This is a genomic window from Citrobacter amalonaticus Y19 (assembly GCF_000981805.1).
Taxonomy (GTDB): domain Bacteria; phylum Pseudomonadota; class Gammaproteobacteria; order Enterobacterales; family Enterobacteriaceae; genus Citrobacter_A; species Citrobacter_A amalonaticus_C.
Window position 1 is genome coordinate 2,078,028 of the sequence record NZ_CP011132.1, and the last position, 16,443, is coordinate 2,094,470.

At 53.4% G+C, this 16,443-nt stretch carries 17 protein-coding genes and 1 pseudogene; 16 read left to right on the top strand and 2 right to left on the bottom strand.

Annotated features, from left to right (window positions below; translation table 11 throughout):
- Positions 1 to 7: 7 nt before the first annotated feature.
- From fliS to amyA, 3 genes are all read left to right on the top strand, one after another.
- Positions 8 to 415 (top strand): flagellar export chaperone FliS, encoded by a 408-nt coding sequence (gene fliS / locus F384_RS09410; RefSeq protein WP_046481243.1) that lies wholly within the window; start codon positions 8 to 10, stop codon positions 413 to 415.
- The gene (fliT, locus tag F384_RS09415; protein ID WP_046481244.1) at positions 415 to 783 is read left to right on the top strand and encodes a flagella biosynthesis regulatory protein FliT; all 369 of its coding nucleotides are present in this window, start codon (positions 415 to 417) and stop codon (positions 781 to 783) included. Before fliS ends, fliT begins: the two co-directional genes overlap by 1 nt.
- A 68-nt stretch (positions 784 to 851) precedes the next feature.
- Complete coding sequence (gene amyA / locus F384_RS09420; RefSeq protein ID WP_046481245.1) at positions 852 to 2,342, top strand: alpha-amylase; 1,491 nt, start codon at positions 852 to 854, stop codon at positions 2,340 to 2,342.
- A gap of 36 nt (positions 2,343 to 2,378) precedes the next feature.
- Here amyA and yedD read toward each other — a convergent pair whose 3' ends face one another.
- Positions 2,379 to 2,792 carry a lipoprotein YedD gene (gene yedD, locus F384_RS09425; RefSeq protein ID WP_046481246.1) on the bottom strand — a complete coding sequence of 138 codons (414 nt, stop codon included), beginning with the start codon at positions 2,790 to 2,792 and terminating at the stop codon, positions 2,379 to 2,381.
- 185 nt (positions 2,793 to 2,977) lie between these two features.
- Here yedD and yedE point away from each other — a divergent pair, with 185 nt between their 5' ends.
- The 4 genes and pseudogenes from yedE to F384_RS30215 form a co-directional block, all read left to right on the top strand.
- Positions 2,978 to 4,183 (top strand): selenium metabolism membrane protein YedE/FdhT, encoded by a 1,206-nt coding sequence (yedE, locus tag F384_RS09430; protein ID WP_046481247.1) that lies wholly within the window; start codon positions 2,978 to 2,980, stop codon positions 4,181 to 4,183.
- The gene (yedF, locus tag F384_RS09435) at positions 4,180 to 4,413 is read left to right on the top strand and encodes a sulfurtransferase-like selenium metabolism protein YedF (protein ID WP_046481248.1); all 234 of its coding nucleotides are present in this window, start codon (positions 4,180 to 4,182) and stop codon (positions 4,411 to 4,413) included. Before yedE ends, yedF begins: the two co-directional genes overlap by 4 nt.
- Before the next feature lie 530 nt (positions 4,414 to 4,943).
- Complete coding sequence (locus F384_RS27910; protein WP_052746912.1) at positions 4,944 to 6,809, top strand: acyltransferase family protein; 1,866 nt, start codon at positions 4,944 to 4,946, stop codon at positions 6,807 to 6,809.
- Between the two features lie 240 nt (positions 6,810 to 7,049).
- Positions 7,050 to 7,483: pseudogene (locus tag F384_RS30215) on the top strand (integrase); the annotation flags it as partial.
- A gap of 26 nt (positions 7,484 to 7,509) precedes the next feature.
- Here the strand turns inward: F384_RS30215 and fliE are convergent.
- On the bottom strand, positions 7,510 to 7,824 hold the full coding sequence (fliE, locus tag F384_RS09445) for a flagellar hook-basal body complex protein FliE (protein WP_043000291.1): 315 nt from the start codon (positions 7,822 to 7,824) through the stop codon (positions 7,510 to 7,512).
- 216 nt (positions 7,825 to 8,040) lie between these two features.
- Between fliE and fliF the strand changes: the two genes are divergently transcribed.
- The 9 genes from fliF (at position 8,041) to fliN (ending at position 16,442) form a co-directional block, all read left to right on the top strand.
- Positions 8,041 to 9,735, top strand: coding sequence for a flagellar basal-body MS-ring/collar protein FliF (fliF, locus tag F384_RS09450; RefSeq protein ID WP_046481249.1), 1,695 nt, complete (start codon positions 8,041 to 8,043; stop codon positions 9,733 to 9,735).
- Positions 9,728 to 10,726 (top strand): flagellar motor switch protein FliG, encoded by a 999-nt coding sequence (gene fliG / locus F384_RS09455; protein ID WP_046481250.1) that lies wholly within the window; start codon positions 9,728 to 9,730, stop codon positions 10,724 to 10,726. The genes fliF and fliG overlap by 8 nt, the downstream gene beginning before the upstream one ends.
- Positions 10,719 to 11,423: a flagellar assembly protein FliH gene (gene fliH, locus F384_RS09460; protein ID WP_046481251.1), complete on the top strand. Its 705-nt coding sequence runs from the start codon at positions 10,719 to 10,721 to the stop codon at positions 11,421 to 11,423. Before fliG ends, fliH begins: the two co-directional genes overlap by 8 nt.
- Positions 11,423 to 12,793 carry a flagellar protein export ATPase FliI gene (gene fliI / locus F384_RS09465; protein ID WP_046481252.1) on the top strand — a complete coding sequence of 457 codons (1,371 nt, stop codon included), beginning with the start codon at positions 11,423 to 11,425 and terminating at the stop codon, positions 12,791 to 12,793. Before fliH ends, fliI begins: the two co-directional genes overlap by 1 nt.
- A 21-nt stretch (positions 12,794 to 12,814) precedes the next feature.
- Positions 12,815 to 13,258 (top strand): flagellar export protein FliJ, encoded by a 444-nt coding sequence (gene fliJ, locus F384_RS09470; RefSeq protein ID WP_046481253.1) that lies wholly within the window; start codon positions 12,815 to 12,817, stop codon positions 13,256 to 13,258.
- Positions 13,255 to 14,454, top strand: a complete 1,200-nt coding sequence (gene fliK / locus F384_RS09475; protein WP_046481254.1) for a flagellar hook length control protein FliK — start codon at positions 13,255 to 13,257, stop codon at positions 14,452 to 14,454. Before fliJ ends, fliK begins: the two co-directional genes overlap by 4 nt.
- Positions 14,455 to 14,558: 104 nt before the next feature.
- Positions 14,559 to 15,023 (top strand): flagellar basal body-associated protein FliL, encoded by a 465-nt coding sequence (fliL, locus tag F384_RS09480; protein WP_046481255.1) that lies wholly within the window; start codon positions 14,559 to 14,561, stop codon positions 15,021 to 15,023.
- A 4-nt stretch (positions 15,024 to 15,027) separates the two neighbouring features.
- On the top strand, positions 15,028 to 16,032 hold the full coding sequence (gene fliM / locus F384_RS09485; RefSeq protein WP_042318275.1) for a flagellar motor switch protein FliM: 1,005 nt from the start codon (positions 15,028 to 15,030) through the stop codon (positions 16,030 to 16,032).
- Entirely contained in the window at positions 16,029 to 16,442 is a 414-nt protein-coding gene (gene fliN / locus F384_RS09490) for a flagellar motor switch protein FliN (protein ID WP_042318274.1), read from the top strand. Before fliM ends, fliN begins: the two co-directional genes overlap by 4 nt.
- Position 16,443 lies beyond the last annotated feature (1 nt).

The following is a 16,443-nucleotide window of genomic DNA, read 5'->3' on the forward strand; positions in this document are numbered from 1 at the left end:
TTTTTGCATGTATAGCCGTGCAGGTATTAGCGCCTATGCGCAAATCGAAGTGGAGAGCGCCGTAATGAGCGCCTCCCCTTATCAACTAGTAAACATGCTTTTTGATGGCGCGCTCAGCGCCTTAAAAAAAGCGCTGATCTTGCTTGAACAGGGCGATATTCCCGGTAAGGGAAAAGCACTGACCAAAGCCATTAATATTATTTCGAATGGTTTACAGTCCGGACTTGATCGCAGTGTCAATCAGGAATTATGCGACAACCTCGATAACCTGTATGACTATATGACTCGCCGTTTATTACAGGCAAACTTGCACAATGACGCGTCAGCCATCCTCGAAGTTCATGCCCTACTGAGCAATATTTCAGAAGCATGGAAAGAAATTGATCCGTCTTCAAAAGCACAGGATATAAAATAATGAGCGCTTCCTTTTCATCCTTGCAGCAGTGGCTATTACTTCGTTCTGTGAGCCAGCAAATGCTCAGGCTGGCGAGTGAAAACAAATGGGATGAATTGGTCGAAGGAGAGATGGAGTATATTCGCCTGGTCGAGTCTCTGGCTCAAGACCCAAACCCGCCAGGCGATCCGTCGACGCAAAGCCAGATCAGAGAGTTGCTCCACACAATTATCGATAATGAGAACGAAGTTAAGCGATTGCTGAACATTCGGATGGACGAGTTAAAAGTGCTTATCCAAAACGGAAACCAGCAAAAAACGTTGACCTCTACCTACAGCAATCTTTCTGGCATGCTGCTGGTGCCCGACGCCCCCACTGCCCCGCAATAATTCCCGCTACGTTGGCAAAAATCTTCCATACTCCAGAGGTCGTCTAAAAGACTTCTGGAGCACGGAAGATGAAAAACCCCACCTTACTGCAGTTCTTCCACTGGTATTACCCCGACGGCGGCAAACTCTGGCAGGAAGTGACAGAGCGTGCAGATAGCCTCAACGATATCGGTGTCAATATGGTCTGGCTGCCACCCGCTTATAAAGGCGCGTCAGGCGGGTATTCCGTCGGCTATGACTCTTACGATCTGTTTGATCTCGGCGAGTTCGATCAAAAAGGCACCCTTGCGACCAAATATGGTGATAAGGCCCAACTGCTGGCGGCTGTCGACGCGCTGAAGAAAAACGACATCGCGGTGCTGCTCGACGTGGTGGTGAATCACAAAATGGGGGCGGACGAGAAAGAGGCCATCCGCGTACAGCGGGTCAACGAAGAGGATCGCACGCAGATTGCTGATGAGATCATCGAATGCGAAGGCTGGACGCGTTACACCTTCCCGGCGCGCGGCGGCCAGTACTCTCAGTTCATCTGGGATTTTAAATGCTTTAGCGGCATCGACCACATCGAAAACCCTCACGAAGACGGTATCTTTAAGATAGTCAACGACTACACCGGCGAGGGCTGGAACGACCAGGTCGATGACGAGCTGGGCAATTTCGATTACCTGATGGGCGAAAATATCGACTTTCGTAATCACGCCGTCACCGAGGAGATTAAATACTGGGCGCGCTGGGTGATGGAACAAACCCAGTGTGACGGCTTTCGCCTCGATGCGGTCAAGCACATTCCGGCCTGGTTCTATAAAGAGTGGATTGAGCATGTTCAGGAGGTGGCGCCAAAGCCGCTGTTTATCGTCGCCGAATACTGGTCGCACGAAGTGGATAAGCTGCAAACCTATATCGAACAGGTGGAAGGCAAAACGATGCTGTTCGACGCCCCGTTACAGCTTAATTTTCATGAGGCGTCGCGCCAGGGCCGTGATTACGACATGAGCCAGATCTTCAGCGGTACGCTGGTGGAAGTCGATCCGTTTCACGCCGTCACGCTGGTCGCCAATCACGACACCCAACCGTTACAGGCGCTGGAGGCGCCGGTTGAAGCGTGGTTTAAACCCCTGGCCTATGCGCTCATCCTGCTGCGGGAAAATGGCGTACCGTCGGTTTTCTATCCCGATCTCTATGGCGCACATTATGAGGATACCGGGGGCGACGGGGAAACCTATACGATCGACATGCCAGTCATTGAGCAACTCGACGAACTTATTCTTGCCCGCCAGCGTTTCGCCCACGGTATTCAGACGCTCTGGTTTGATCATCCCAACTGCATTGCGTTTAGCCGCAGCGGGACGGACGACGATCCCGGTTGCGTGGTGGTGTTATCCAATGGCGACGACGGCGAAAAGACGCTTGCGCTGGGCGCAAACTACGGCAATAAAACCTGGCGAGATTTTCTCGGCAACCGGAGCGAAAGCGTGGTCACCGATGAAAACGGCGACGCCACGTTTTACTGCAACGCCGGCAGCGTCAGCGTATGGGTTATTGAAGAGGTGATCGCGTGAAGCGCCCCGACAGGAATGGCTGTCGGGGACAACACATTACGGTAGTGGCGACGGCAGCGGGGATTTCTCCAGCGCAGCGGCACATTCCACCGTTGGACGATCCACGCGTCGCAAGGTCATCCCGTCATATTCCAGGGTGTTCCCTTCCCGTTCGATCTCATAAAGTTCACGTTTGACCGTCACGTTAGTTAAGTCACCGGACAGCATTGTCAGCTTACCCGGCAGCGCAATCACCCTCTGCCACTGGCGGCAGTCGAGCGTATCGCCCTCTTTGGTCACCACCAGACTGGCAATCGCTTCCGGGCTCACCAGTTTGCGTTGCGGTCCGTCAGTTTGCCAGTACCCTTCCAGCCCTGCGGGCGCTGGCGTTCTGACGACATCATTGTAATTTTCCACCTCGGCGCATCCCGCTAACATCAGTAACGCCCCAACGATTACACATTTTTTCATCATTCATCCTGCATGCGAAGAAAAGAGGATTGTGGCATTAAAGCCCTGCTGTCGCCAGCCTTTCACTGTGCCAGCAGAACTTTGATCCATTTGGGATTACCGCTTAATAGTACCAGGCAAAATTGCCGCAGTGGTGTACTATCCGCATTCTTGTATCACACCTTCTGAGTTCAGAGGCAAAGCACATGTCATGGCAACAATTCAAACAAGCCTGGTTAATTAAATTCTGGGCACCTGTCCCCGCGGTCATCGCAGCAGGTATTCTCTCCACTTACTATTTCGGCATCACCGGCACCTTCTGGGCCGTCACGGGTGAATTTACCCGCTGGGGCGGACAAATCCTGCAACTGTTTGGCGTCCATGCGGAAGAATGGGGCTACTACAAGCTGATCCATCTGGAAGGCACCCCGCTCACCCGCATCGACGGGATGATGATCCTCGGTATGTTCGGCGGTTGTTTCGCGGCAGCGTTATGGGCCAATAACGTCAAACTACGCGTTCCACGCAGCCGCATCCGCATTATGCAGGCGGTAGTGGGCGGGATTATCGCCGGGTTCGGCGCGCGTCTGGCGATGGGTTGCAACCTGGCGGCGTTCTTTACCGGTATTCCTCAGTTCTCCCTGCACGCCTGGTTCTTTGCCCTGGCAACCGCCATCGGTTCGTGGTTTGGCGCGCGATTCACCCTGCTGCCGATGTTCCGCATCCCGGTTAAAATGCAGAAAGTCTCCGCTGCGTCGCCGCTGACGCAAAAGCCGGATCAGGCGCGCCGCCGTTTCCGTCTCGGCATGCTGGTGTTTATCGGTATGGTAGGCTGGGCGCTACTGACCGCCATGAACCAGCCGAAACTGGGCCTGGCGATGCTGTTCGGCGTGGGCTTTGGTCTGTTAATCGAGCGCGCACAAATTTGCTTCACCTCCGCTTTTCGCGATCTGTGGATAACCGGACGCACCCATATGGCAAAAGCGATCATCTTCGGGATGGGCGTCAGCGCGATCGGTATTTTCAGCTACGTGCAGCTTGGCGTGGAAGCCAAAATCATGTGGGCGGGCCCGAATGCGGTGATAGGCGGACTGCTGTTTGGTTTTGGTATCGTGCTGGCTGGCGGGTGTGAAACCGGCTGGATGTATCGCGCGGTGGAAGGCCAGGTACACTACTGGTGGGTGGGGCTCGGTAACGTCATCGGCTCAACGATTCTGGCTTACTACTGGGATGACTTTGCCCCTGCGCTTGCCACCAACTGGGATAAAATCAACCTGCTCAACACCTTCGGTCCGCTCGGCGGCCTGCTGGTGACCTATCTGCTGCTGTTTGCCGCATTGATGTTCATCATCGGCTGGGAAAAACGCTTCTTCCGTCGCGCCGGGCTGACCCCTGCTAAGGAATCCGCATGAAACAAATTGTTCCTGATTATCGCCTTGATATGGTCGGTGAACCCTGCCCTTACCCTGCCGTGGCAACGCTGGAAGCGATGCCACAACTGCAGAAAGGGGAAATACTGGAAGTGGTCAGCGACTGTCCACAGTCCATCAACAACATTCCGCTGGATGCGCGCAACCACGGCTACACCGTGCTGGATATTCAGCAGGACGGGCCGACGATCCGCTATCTGATTCAGAAGTAATCTCCTAACTCCCGTTGCATTCGGCAGCGGGCGAGGCGTTGTATCCGGATACTGTATTCTGGGATACGTGCCTGGACAACCCGCCATTGATACACACGCGTCGAGATGGCTGCCACTAGTATAATATTTAAGCCACAGTGGCAGCCATGTCTGGTCTCTCGTGTTTACCTATGGTTGGTTCGAATGGGAGAAGGAAGGCGACAAGAGAAAGCCGTATCGTATACATCTATCCTATGGCCAGATGATGTTCGAGAAGCTACGAGTGGATGGATATGACAGGATATTGGTGAAAAGGAACCACATAAAGAGCGTATACAACCATCAATGAGAGCAATCAGCATATTGCCCTGACATGACTACATGTAACACGTCGATTACTACTCAAAATGGACTGTATGCATGACCAGCGTTTCATAATTCATTGTTAATCAAGTGCTGATCAGAGTCATCCGAGGTGCTAGAATCCAGCGTAACTTTGCCAAGCGCGTCGAATGTTATGATATGCGCATTAATTAAAGTAAGAGAGATCCATGCAATTCAGAAAAGACATAAATGGACTAAGAGCATTAGCAGTTATTGGCGTAATACTATTTCACTTTGATAAAAATTGGCTACCGGGTGGATTTGCCGGCGTAGATGTTTTCTTTGTCATTTCAGGTTTTTTGATGACTAAAATAATACTCACCGGTCTTGATTCTGATTCATTTAGCATATGGAAATTTTATTTAGCCAGGGCTAAACGTATTATTCCCGCTCTATGTGCAACATGCATTATATGTCTGTTTGTTGGATGGTGCATTCTTTTGCCAAAGGATTACGCTGAGCTTGCTGCAAACGCTGTCAGTAGCATATTGTTTTTTTCTAATTATTGGTACGCATCACAAACAGGTTATTTCGACACATCATCACTGGATAATATATTACTGCACACATGGTCTCTTTCCGCAGAATGGCAATTCTATTTGGTGTATCCTTTAGCTTTGTCATGCATATATTATTTTTTAGGGGGGAAGTTAACACGCAGGGCTATATACATTGGCGTGATTATTTCACTTGGTTTGTCAATTTACAGAACACCAATTAATCCTACAGACTCTTACTTCACACTGGCAACACGTGCGTGGGAAATGTTGGCTGGTGGATTGGCATTTACCATTAGTGAGGCTGGAATTATTAAAAGGGGGTCGAGGAGTTCTCAGTTATGCGAGATAGTAGGCCTTATGATGATTGCTTCGAGTTATCTTCTTTTCAAAGAAGATACTTTGTGGCCTGGTTATAACGCTATGCTTCCGGTATTAGGAACGTTACTTGTTATCGTTGCATCAAGAAATGAATCCATAGTTACTTCAAATATTGCATTTCAATTAATCGGCAAGATTTCTTATTCCATATATCTTATACACTGGCCTTTAATTGTATTCTCCAGAAAAATAAATTTAGATATCAATCCATTTTTATATTTTTTCTTAACAGTAGTAATCGCATCTGTAATCTATTTCACGGCAGAAAAAAATAATAAACTATCATTAACAAATATATCTATTTTCACATTTGCATTACTTGGATCTTACTATGTCAAAAATACAAATGGTGCTGAACAAAGAGTTCCTGAAGAATTAAGACTTACCAAAGAGCAGTTCCAGCGCGTTTATTATGGCGGTTACGGTTATAAAGCAAATGAGCCATATCTTTCTCATGCTGATAAAGGTGTTGATTTTATAATATTTGGGGATTCGTTTGCAGCTCAATATGCAAAGTCTATTGATGATAAAAAAATAAAATCTGTAAATATGTTTTTTCATGGATGTCCAATAATGCCTAATTACAGTAGATTTAAGGACAATAAAGAAGATAAAAATTGCTCAAAGGCTTACGGAATACTGCTTGATGTTTTTCAGAAATATAAAGATGCTGATGTTATATTCGCGTCTGCGTGGGATAAATATAAAGACTCACTCATCAAGCGGGGAGGTAATCATGCAGAAAAACTATCCATGGAGAATTTTTATAACATTTGGATTGATGAAATAAAAAATATTATCAAAACTGGAGGCGACCGACATTACTACATTATCGGCGTACCCATGTCAACAAACCCAAATTCTTATGGTTGTTTGGCTCAAAACATTTTACCGGGTTACGCTTTGTTTGGAAATTGTAGTGCTACCATTTCAAAATCAAAAATTGAAATAAACGATAGAATAAAACATGCCTTCGCAGAAGATAGAAACGTCACTTTCATAGATCCAAACGAAGCGCTATGTGAAGACGATAAATGTCTTGTCACTATTGAAAAGTCACCAATTTATATAGACGGTTCTCATTTATCTGTATTTGGTTCTAAGATTGTGTTTGATAGTGTATATGACACAATATCAAATAATAGCGCCAACTAAATTTAATAGCGCACCAAAACACGGTGCGCTCCTTATATTTTATCAGACAAAATACCCTTTCATGTTAATTCGACCAACTACTGGTAACGAACTAAACGAAATTACTACTTGCGCCAGAAACTAACAGCATCAATCCTGCCCCCTGTATTTGATTAGTTAGCATTTCACTTGCATAAGTGTTGAGTGACATTACCACCAACAGTTAATACATATTCAAACCCACTAAACGAACGCAATAATATAGATGTGCTGAAGAACCAGGCTGAAATGACCAGGTTGGGAGAGCAGTATCAGGTTGAGGCGAAGTTGCGTGAATACGGTCGTACTGATGTGCACCCATGCACGTTCGTGTTCAACCCGCAGATCGTATTGCGTAATGGCCGGGCCAGGCATCATTACGCAATGGGGTTGTTCAATCAGTTATGGGAGGCGGCAATGCGACGCGCCGGGATTCGCTATCGCAGGGCATACTAATCCAGGCACACGTATGCATGCTGGTCATTGACTGTGGGTGCTAACCCAAACTTTATCGCTAAGCAAATGGGCCACACCGACGCGCAAATGGTTTACCGGGTGTACGAATCATGGATGGCTGAAAATAACTCTTCCTCAACCAGGAATTGAGTGAGTTTGCCCCATCCATGCCCCACGCAGTAGGATCGGATGGGTATTAATCATAAATATCATTAGGTTAGATAACCTAAACCTGCATGCTCATCACTTCCTGATAGGCCGATACCAGTTTGTTACGCACCTGGATCCCCATCTGCATAGAAACTGAGGCTTTTTGCATATCGGTCATCACATCGTTAAGCGCAATCCCCGGTTCACCCAGCGTGAATTTTTCCGCCTGCACGCGGGCGGCGGTTTGCGTATCGCTGATGCGGTCCAGCGCCGCGTGCAGTTGACCGGCAAAACTCACGGTCGGCTGCGGCAGTGTCTCCTGCGCCCGGGCGCTCATTGCCGTGGCCTGGAGCTGGCTGATGACCCCTTCAATCCCCTGTATCGCTGACATGATAATCCTCTGGATGGTTTTCTACGCAGCAGAGATTACCAGTTTGTCAATAAGATAAAGGCGCTAAATAACGCTATAAAACCCCGGTTTTTACCGCATAGAAAAAAACGAAACCGCAAATAATGAGACCGTCAATTTTTCGATTTTGCTGACCCGGGAGTGAGTCTTGTTCCACTTTGCAAATAAAGCCGTCCACGAACAGTCACGAGGTGCGAGATGAACGCGACTGCATCGGCTGCAACCCAATCTAAACCTCTCGAGTGGCTTAATCGCCTGCGTGCGAATCCCAAAATTCCTCTGATTGTTGCGGGCTCTGCTGCCGTCGCCATTATTGTGGCGATGGTGCTGTGGGCCAAAGCGCCTGATTACCGCACGTTGTTCAGCAATTTATCCGATCAGGATGGCGGGGCTATCGTCACCCAACTGACCCAGATGAATATCCCGTACCGCTTCTCGGAAGGCAGCGGTGCGATTGAAGTTCCGGCCGAAAAAGTCCATGAACTGCGCCTGCGTCTGGCGCAACAAGGGCTGCCGAAAGGCGGTGCGGTGGGCTTTGAACTGTTGGATCAGGAAAAGTTCGGCATCAGCCAGTTTAGCGAGCAGGTGAACTACCAGCGGGCGCTGGAAGGCGAACTGGCGCGTACTATCGAAACGCTTGGACCGGTTAAACGCGCTCGCGTGCATCTGGCGATGCCCAAGCCGTCTCTGTTCGTGCGTGAACAGAAATCCCCTTCTGCCTCGGTGACCGTCAATCTGGAACCGGGACGTGCGCTGGATGAAGGGCAAATCAGCGCCGTCGTACACCTCGTTTCCAGCGCGGTAGCGGGTCTGCCGCCGGGTAATGTGACGCTGGTCGATCAGGCCGGCCATCTGCTCACTCAGTCAAACACCAACAGCCGCGATCTGAATGATGCTCAGCTGAAATACGCCAGCGACGTGGAAGGCCGCGTCCAGCGCCGTATCGAATCCATCCTGTCGCCGATTGTCGGTAACGGGAATGTCCATGCGCAGGTGACCGCGCAGTTGGATTTCGCCAATAAAGAGCAGACGGAAGAGCAGTATCGACCAAACGGCGATGCCTCTCAGGCCGTGCTGCGCTCGCGGCAACTGAACGAAAGCGAACAAATTGGCTCAGGTCTGCCTGGCGGCGTGCCGGGTGCGCTGTCCAACCAGCCTGCGCCTGCGAATACGGCGCCAATCACCGCGCCCCCGGCGAATCAGCAAAATGCACAGAATGCGCAAAACGGGCAGAACACACAGCAGCAGGCAACCACCAGCGCCAGTGCCGGTCCGCGCAATACTCAGCGTAACGAAACCAGCAACTATGAAGTTGACCGCACCATCCGCCACACAAAAATGAACGTCGGCGACGTACAGCGTTTGTCCGTCGCGGTGGTCGTGAACTACAAAACGTTGCCGGATGGCAAACCGCTGCCGCTTACCGCCGATCAAATGAAGCAGATTGAAGATTTGACCCGCGAAGCAATGGGCTTCTCGGATAAGCGCGGCGACACCCTGAACGTGGTCAATTCACCGTTCAGCGCCACGGATGACAACGCGGGCGAACTGCCGTTCTGGAAACAGCAGCTGTTTATCGAACAATTGATCTCTGCCGGTCGCTGGTTACTGGTGCTGTTGGTGGCGTGGATCCTGTGGCGTAAAGCGATTCGTCCGCAGCTGACACGTCGTGCTGAAGAGGTGAAAGCCCTGCAGGAACGCGAGCAGATCCGTCAGGAAACCGAAGAAGCCGTTGAAGTTCGCCTCAGTAAAGATGAGCAGACTCAGCAGCGTCGGGCGAATCAGCGTCTGGGCGCAGAAGTGATGAGCCAGCGCATTCGCGAAATGTCAGATAACGATCCGCGCGTCGTGGCGCTGGTCATTCGCCAGTGGATGAATAACGATCATGAGTAATGCTCTTTCCGGTACCGATAAAAGCGTCATCCTGCTGATGACCATTGGCGAAGATCGCGCGGCGGAGGTGTTCAAACACCTCTCCCAGCGCGAAGTACAAACGCTGAGTGCGGCAATGGCAAACGTCCGCCAGATCTCCAACAAACAACTGACCGACGTGCTGGCGGAGTTTGAGCTTGAAGCCGAGCAGTTTGCCGCCCTGAACATCAACGCCAATGAATATCTGCGTTCGGTGCTGGTGAAAGCGCTGGGCGAAGAACGAGCCTCCAGCCTGCTGGAAGACATTCTCGAAACCCGCGATACCGCCAGCGGCATTGAAACGCTCAACTTTATGGAGCCACAAAGCGCCGCCGACCTTATCCGCGACGAGCACCCGCAGATTATCGCCACTATCCTCGTGCACCTCAAACGCGGTCAGGCGGCGGATATTCTGGCGCTGTTCGACGAACGTCTGCGTCACGATGTCATGCTGCGTATCGCCACCTTTGGCGGCGTACAGCCCGCCGCGCTGGCGGAACTGACCGAAGTGCTCAACGGACTGCTCGACGGCCAGAACCTCAAGCGCAGCAAAATGGGCGGCGTAAGAACGGCGGCAGAAATTATCAACCTGATGAAAACGCAGCAGGAAGAAGCGGTTATCTCTGCCGTGCGCGAATTCGACGGCGAGCTGGCGCAAAAAATTATCGACGAGATGTTCCTGTTCGAAAACCTGGTGGATGTGGACGACCGCAGTATCCAGCGTTTGCTGCAGGAAGTGGATTCCGAGTCGTTGCTGATCGCCCTGAAAGGTGCGGAGCAGCCGCTGCGCGAGAAGTTCCTGCGCAACATGTCGCAACGTGCGGCAGACATCCTGCGCGACGACCTCGCCAACCGTGGCCCGGTGCGTTTGTCGCAGGTGGAAAACGAGCAGAAGGCCATTCTGTTGATTGTACGTCGTCTGGCCGAGACCGGCGAGATGATGATTGGCAGCGGCGAGGATACCTATGTCTAACGAGCTGCCGTGGAAAATCTGGACCCCGGACGATCTCGCGCCGCCGCTGGCTGAGTTTGTGCCCATGGAGCACAACGATGACCCCATGCCAGAAGAGGATGAGCCCGAGATCAGTGCGGAACAGCAGCTCGAGCAGCAGCTAGCGCAACTGAAAATTCAGGCCCACGAGCAAGGTTACCACGCGGGTCTCGTGGAAGGTCGGAAGTCCGGTCACGAACAAGGCTATCAGGAAGGGCTGGCGCAGGGACTGGAACAAGGCCAGGCGCAGGCGCGCTCCCAGCAGGCGCCGCTTCATGCGCGGATGCAGCAACTGGTCAGCGAATTTCAGCACACGCTGGACGCGCTGGACAGCGTGATCGCCTCGCGCCTGATGCAGATGGCGCTGGAAGCCGCACGTCAGGTGATTGGTCAGACGCCCACGGTGGATAATTCCGCCTTAATCAAGCAGATCCAGCAGCTCTTACAGCAGGAGCCTTTGTTCAGCGGCAAACCGCAACTTCGTGTCCACCCGGACGATTTACAGCGCGTCGAAGAGATGCTCGGCGCCACCCTCAGCCTGCACGGCTGGCGTTTGCGTGGCGATCCGACCCTGCACCACGGCGGCTGTAAAGTCTCTGCGGATGAAGGCGATCTTGATGCCAGCGTGGCGACCCGCTGGCAAGAACTGTGTCGTCTGGCCGCACCGGGAGTGATCTGATGACTTCACGCCTGACCCGCTGGTTAACGACGCTGGATAACTTCGAAGCCAAAATGGTGCAGCTTCCGGCCGTTCGTCGCTATGGGCGACTGACCCGCGCCACCGGTCTGGTCCTGGAGGCCACAGGGTTACAGCTGCCGCTTGGCGCGACCTGCGTGATTGAGCGTCAGGAGGGGACGGAAACCCGCGAAGTGGAAAGTGAAGTGGTGGGCTTTAACGGTCAACGGCTGTTTCTGATGCCGCTCGAAGAGGTCGAAGGCATTCTGCCCGGCGCGCGCGTCTACGCCAAGAATATCGCCAGCGAAGGGCTGCAAAGCAGCAAGCAACTGCCGCTGGGTCCGGCGCTGTTAGGTCGCGTGCTTGACGGCAGCGGCAAACCGCTCGACGGTCTGCCCTCCCCTGATACCACAGAAACCGGGGCGCTGATTACCCAGCCGTTTAACCCGCTGCAACGTACGCCGATTGAGCATGTGCTGGATACCGGCGTGCGCCCGATCAACGCCCTGTTAACCGTTGGTCGCGGCCAGCGTATGGGGCTGTTCGCCGGTTCCGGCGTCGGGAAAAGCGTCCTGCTCGGCATGATGGCGCGTTATACCCGCGCCGACGTTATCGTCGTCGGACTGATTGGCGAACGTGGTCGCGAAGTGAAAGATTTTATCGAGAACATTCTCGGTGCCGATGGTCGCGCGCGTTCGGTGGTGATAGCCGCCCCGGCGGACGTTTCGCCATTACTGCGCATGCAGGGTGCCGCGTATGCCACCCGTATTGCGGAAGATTTTCGCGATCGCGGTCAGCATGTGCTGCTGATCATGGATTCCCTGACCCGTTATGCCATGGCCCAGCGTGAAATCGCACTGGCGATCGGTGAACCACCGGCCACCAAAGGCTATCCGCCTTCGGTGTTCGCCAAACTCCCGGCTCTGGTTGAACGTGCGGGGAACGGGATCCACGGCGGCGGCTCTGTCACTGCATTTTATACGGTGCTGACCGAAGGTGACGATCAGCAGGACCCGATTGCCGACTCGGCGCGAGCCATCCTTGATGGTCACATTGTGCTGTCGCGCCGTCTGGCGGAAGCCGGGCACTACCCTGCTATCGACATTGAAGCGTCGATCAGTCGTGCGATGACGGCGCTGATTACGGAACAGCACTACGCCAAAGTGCGTCACTTCAAGCAGTTACTGTCGAGCTTCCAGCGCAACCGCGATCTCGTCAGCGTAGGCGCGTATGCCAAAGGCAGCGATCCGATGCTCGATAAAGCCATCGCGCTGTGGCCTCAGCTGGAGTCGTTTCTACAGCAAGGTATTTTCGAACGCGCTGACTGGGAGGATTCCCTGTCGGCGCTCGATCTGATTTTCCCGACGGTGTGATAAAGCAGGAGGGTAAGGGTCATGGCTGAACAGGGTGCACTGGCAACGCTCAAGGATCTCGCCGAAAAAGAGGTGGACGACGCGGCGCTGCTGTTAGGTGAAATGCGCCGCGGTTTTCAGCAGGCGGAAGAGCAGCTCACGATGCTGCTCGACTACCAGAACGAATACCGCAGCAACCTCAACAACGATATGAGCCAGGGGATTGCCAGTAATCGCTGGATTAACTACCAGCAGTTTATTCAGACGCTGGAAAAAGCGGTGGAGCAACATCGCCAGCAGTTAACGCAGTGGACGCAAAAAGTGGATGTGGCGCTGAACAGCTGGCGAGAAAAAAAACAGCGACTTCAGGCCTGGCAAACCTTACAAGACAGACAGAACGCGGCAGCCTTACTGGCTGAAAACCGCCTGGATCAGAAAAAAATGGATGAATTTGCGCAGCGTGCAGCAATGAGGAAACCAGAATGATCACTTTGCCCCAACTGGTCACCACTGACACAGACCTTATCACCGGCTTATCGTCCGGGAAAACGGCGGACTCCGCCCAGGATTTTCTTGCCCTGCTGGCAGGCGCGTTAGGCGCAGGCGATGCGCAGGGTAAAGACGCGCCGCTGACCTTAGCCGATTTGCAGGCTGCCAGCGGCAAGCTGCAAAAGGGCCTGCTGGCGCAGGACGGCGACTCTTCGCAGGCCGTTAAGCTGGCCGACCTGTTGGCAGGCAAAGAGGGACCGTCTGAAGAGATGCAAAAAGGGTTAAGCGATGCGCAGGCTCTGCTGTCCACGCTGACCCCCACGCAGAAGAACAGTGCGCTGGCCGCTCTGCGCCAGTCTGTACAAAAGGATGAAGACACCTCAGCCCTCAGCGATGACGATCTCGCCAACCTGAGCGCCCTTTTCGCCATGTTGCCGGGTCAACCGGGAATGACGACACCGCCGGTAACCGCCGGTGAAAAAGTGAGTGCGCTAAGCGCCGATCTCCGCTCGCTCGCGCAGGGTGCGAGCAGTGCATTGACCCGTGACGATGCGAAAAAGAGCAAACCGGACAGCGCTACGCCAGCTTTCGCTGTGGAAAGCGCTAAAGGTCAGGCGGTCACCTCGCCGGTGGTGGCTGCCGCTGCCGCAAACGCGGAGATCGACAGTACGCCTTCCCCCGTGACGCCGGGCATTGCCATGACCACCGCCACGCATTCCGCCTCACAGCCGCCGCCCACCAGCGCGGCACCGGTTCTGAGCGCACCGCTGGGCAGTCATGAATGGCAGCAATCCCTGAGTCAGCACATCACGCTGTTTACCCGCCAGGGCCAGCAGAGTGCGGAACTGCGTTTACATCCGGAAGATCTCGGTCAGGTACAAATCTCGCTTAAGCTTGATGATAACCAGGCACAGCTACAGATGGTTTCAGCGCATAGCCACGTTCGCGCGGCGCTGGAAGCCGCTCTGCCGACTCTGCGCACACAACTGGCAGAAAGCGGCATTCAACTGGGACAAAGCAGCATCAGCAGCGAGAGTTTCGCCGGACAGCAGCACTCCTCTTCCCAACAGCAGCAAACGGCTCGCACACAGGGACAAGCGCTGCACATGGCCGATGACGAGAGTGAGCTGGCGGTTCCCGCGTCGCTCCAGTCCGCCGCACGCGGTAACGGCGCCGTCGATATCTTCGCCTAACGCCAGAGGTAGCATGATTATCCGCGTCTTTTCCACGCTTTGCCGTGGTCAGGACACGGGATAATCAGCCGATAAGCTGTACCGAAACAGGAAGCCCGTATCAGATGACTGATTCCGCGATTAGCAAAAAGAGCAAACGCTCAATTTGGATCCCGCTGCTGGTAATCATTACCCTTGCCGCCTGCGCAACCGCAGGCTATAGCTACTGGCGCATGCAGCAGCATCCCACTGCGGCGGCCAATGAGCCACCGCCACCACCGGCCCCGGTGTTCTTCGCCCTGGATACGTTTACCGTCAATCTGGGCGATGCGGATCGCGTACTGTATATCGGCGTGACGCTGCGTCTGAAAGATGACGCCACGCGCGCGCGCCTGAACGAATATTTGCCAGAAGTCCGTAGCCGCCTGTTGCTGCTGTTCTCTCGTCAGGACGCTAACGCGCTGTCTACCGAAGAAGGTAAGCAAAAATTGATCGCGGCGATTAAAGAGACGCTTTCCCCTCCGCTCGTTGCCGGACAACCCAAACAGGACGTCACCGACGTGCTGTATACAGCTTTCATTCTGCGGTAAAGACATGGGCGACAGTATTCTCTCTCAGGCTGAAATCGATGCGCTGTTGAATGGCGACAGCGACACGAAAGACGAGCCGACTCCGGGTATCGCGGGCGAAAGTGAAATTCGCCCGTACGATCCCAATACCCAACGTCGCGTGGTGCGTGAGCGTCTACAGGCGCTGGAAATCATCAACGAACGTTTTGCCCGTCAGTTCCGGATGGGGCTGTTTAACCTGCTGCGTCGTAGCCCGGATATTACCGTGGGCGCGATCCGCATTCAGCCGTATCACGAGTTTGCCCGCAACCTGCCGGTGCCGACCAACCTGAACCTGATCCACCTTAAGCCGCTGCGCGGTACGGGTCTGGTAGTGTTCTCGCCAAGCCTGGTGTTTATCGCCGTCGATAACCTGTTTGGTGGTGATGGACGCTTCCCGACGAAAGTGGAAGGCCGCGAGTTTACGCACACCGAGCAGCGCGTCATCAACCGCATGCTGAAACTGGCGCTGGAAGGCTATAGCGACGCGTGGAAGGCTATCAATCCGCTGGAAGTGGAGTACGTGCGTTCTGAGATGCAGGTGAAGTTTACCAACATCACCACGTCGCCGAACGATATCGTGGTCAACACCCCTTTCCACGTCGAGATTGGCAACCTGACCGGTGAGTTCAACATCTGTCTGCCGTTCAGCATGATTGAACCGCTGCGCGAACTGCTGGTGAACCCGCCGCTGGAAAACTCCCGTAATGAAGATCAGAACTGGCGTGACAATCTGGTGCGTCAGGTTCAGCACTCCGAGCTGGAGCTGGTGGCGAACTTTGCCGATATTCCGCTGCGCCTTTCTCAGATATTAAAACTACAACCCGGCGATGTGCTGCCGATTGAAAAACCAGACCGCATTATTGCTCATGTGGACGGTGTGCCTGTACTGACCAGCCAATACGGCACGGTTAACGGCCAGTACGCGTTACGCGTGGAACATTTGATTAACCCGATTTTGAATTCGCTGAATGAGGAACAGCCCAAATGAGTGACATGAATAATCCGTCTGATGAGAACACTGGTGCATTGGACGATCTGTGGGCTGACGCGTTGAACGAGCAAAAAACGACTACCAGCAAAAGTGCTGCCGATGCCGTTTTCCAGCAGCTTGGCGGTGGCGATGTCAGCGGCACGCTGCAGGATATCGACCTGATCATGGATATTCCGGTCAAACTGACCGTCGAATTGGGCCGTACGCGCATGACCATTAAGGAGCTGCTACGCCTGACGCAGGGTTCTGTGGTGGCGCTGGACGGTCTGGCGGGTGAACCGCTGGATATTCTGATCAACGGCTATCTGATCGCCCAGGGTGAAGTTGTGGTCGTGGCCGATAAATACGGCGTACGCATTACCGACATCATCACCCCGTCCGAGCGTATGCGTCGTCTGAGCCGTTAGT

Excerpts from the sequence above, each read along its gene's own strand:
- fliS (WP_046481243.1), top strand. The coding sequence starts at position 8 with ATGTATAGCCGTGCAGGTATTAGCGCCTATGCGCAAATCGAAGTGGAG.
- fliT (WP_046481244.1), top strand. The coding sequence starts at position 415 with ATGAGCGCTTCCTTTTCATCCTTGCAGCAGTGGCTATTACTTCGTTCT.
- amyA (WP_046481245.1), top strand. The coding sequence starts at position 852 with ATGAAAAACCCCACCTTACTGCAGTTCTTCCACTGGTATTACCCCGAC.
- yedD (WP_046481246.1), bottom strand. The coding sequence starts at position 2,792 with ATGAAAAAATGTGTAATCGTTGGGGCGTTACTGATGTTAGCGGGATGC.
- yedE (WP_046481247.1), top strand. The coding sequence starts at position 2,978 with ATGTCATGGCAACAATTCAAACAAGCCTGGTTAATTAAATTCTGGGCA.
- yedF (WP_046481248.1), top strand. The coding sequence starts at position 4,180 with ATGAAACAAATTGTTCCTGATTATCGCCTTGATATGGTCGGTGAACCC.
- F384_RS27910 (WP_052746912.1), top strand. The coding sequence starts at position 4,944 with ATGCAATTCAGAAAAGACATAAATGGACTAAGAGCATTAGCAGTTATT.
- fliE (WP_043000291.1), bottom strand. The coding sequence starts at position 7,824 with ATGTCAGCGATACAGGGGATTGAAGGGGTCATCAGCCAGCTCCAGGCC.
- fliF (WP_046481249.1), top strand. The coding sequence starts at position 8,041 with ATGAACGCGACTGCATCGGCTGCAACCCAATCTAAACCTCTCGAGTGG.
- fliG (WP_046481250.1), top strand. The coding sequence starts at position 9,728 with ATGAGTAATGCTCTTTCCGGTACCGATAAAAGCGTCATCCTGCTGATG.
- fliH (WP_046481251.1), top strand. The coding sequence starts at position 10,719 with ATGTCTAACGAGCTGCCGTGGAAAATCTGGACCCCGGACGATCTCGCG.
- fliI (WP_046481252.1), top strand. The coding sequence starts at position 11,423 with ATGACTTCACGCCTGACCCGCTGGTTAACGACGCTGGATAACTTCGAA.
- fliJ (WP_046481253.1), top strand. The coding sequence starts at position 12,815 with ATGGCTGAACAGGGTGCACTGGCAACGCTCAAGGATCTCGCCGAAAAA.
- fliK (WP_046481254.1), top strand. The coding sequence starts at position 13,255 with ATGATCACTTTGCCCCAACTGGTCACCACTGACACAGACCTTATCACC.
- fliL (WP_046481255.1), top strand. The coding sequence starts at position 14,559 with ATGACTGATTCCGCGATTAGCAAAAAGAGCAAACGCTCAATTTGGATC.
- fliM (WP_042318275.1), top strand. The coding sequence starts at position 15,028 with ATGGGCGACAGTATTCTCTCTCAGGCTGAAATCGATGCGCTGTTGAAT.
- fliN (WP_042318274.1), top strand. The coding sequence starts at position 16,029 with ATGAGTGACATGAATAATCCGTCTGATGAGAACACTGGTGCATTGGAC.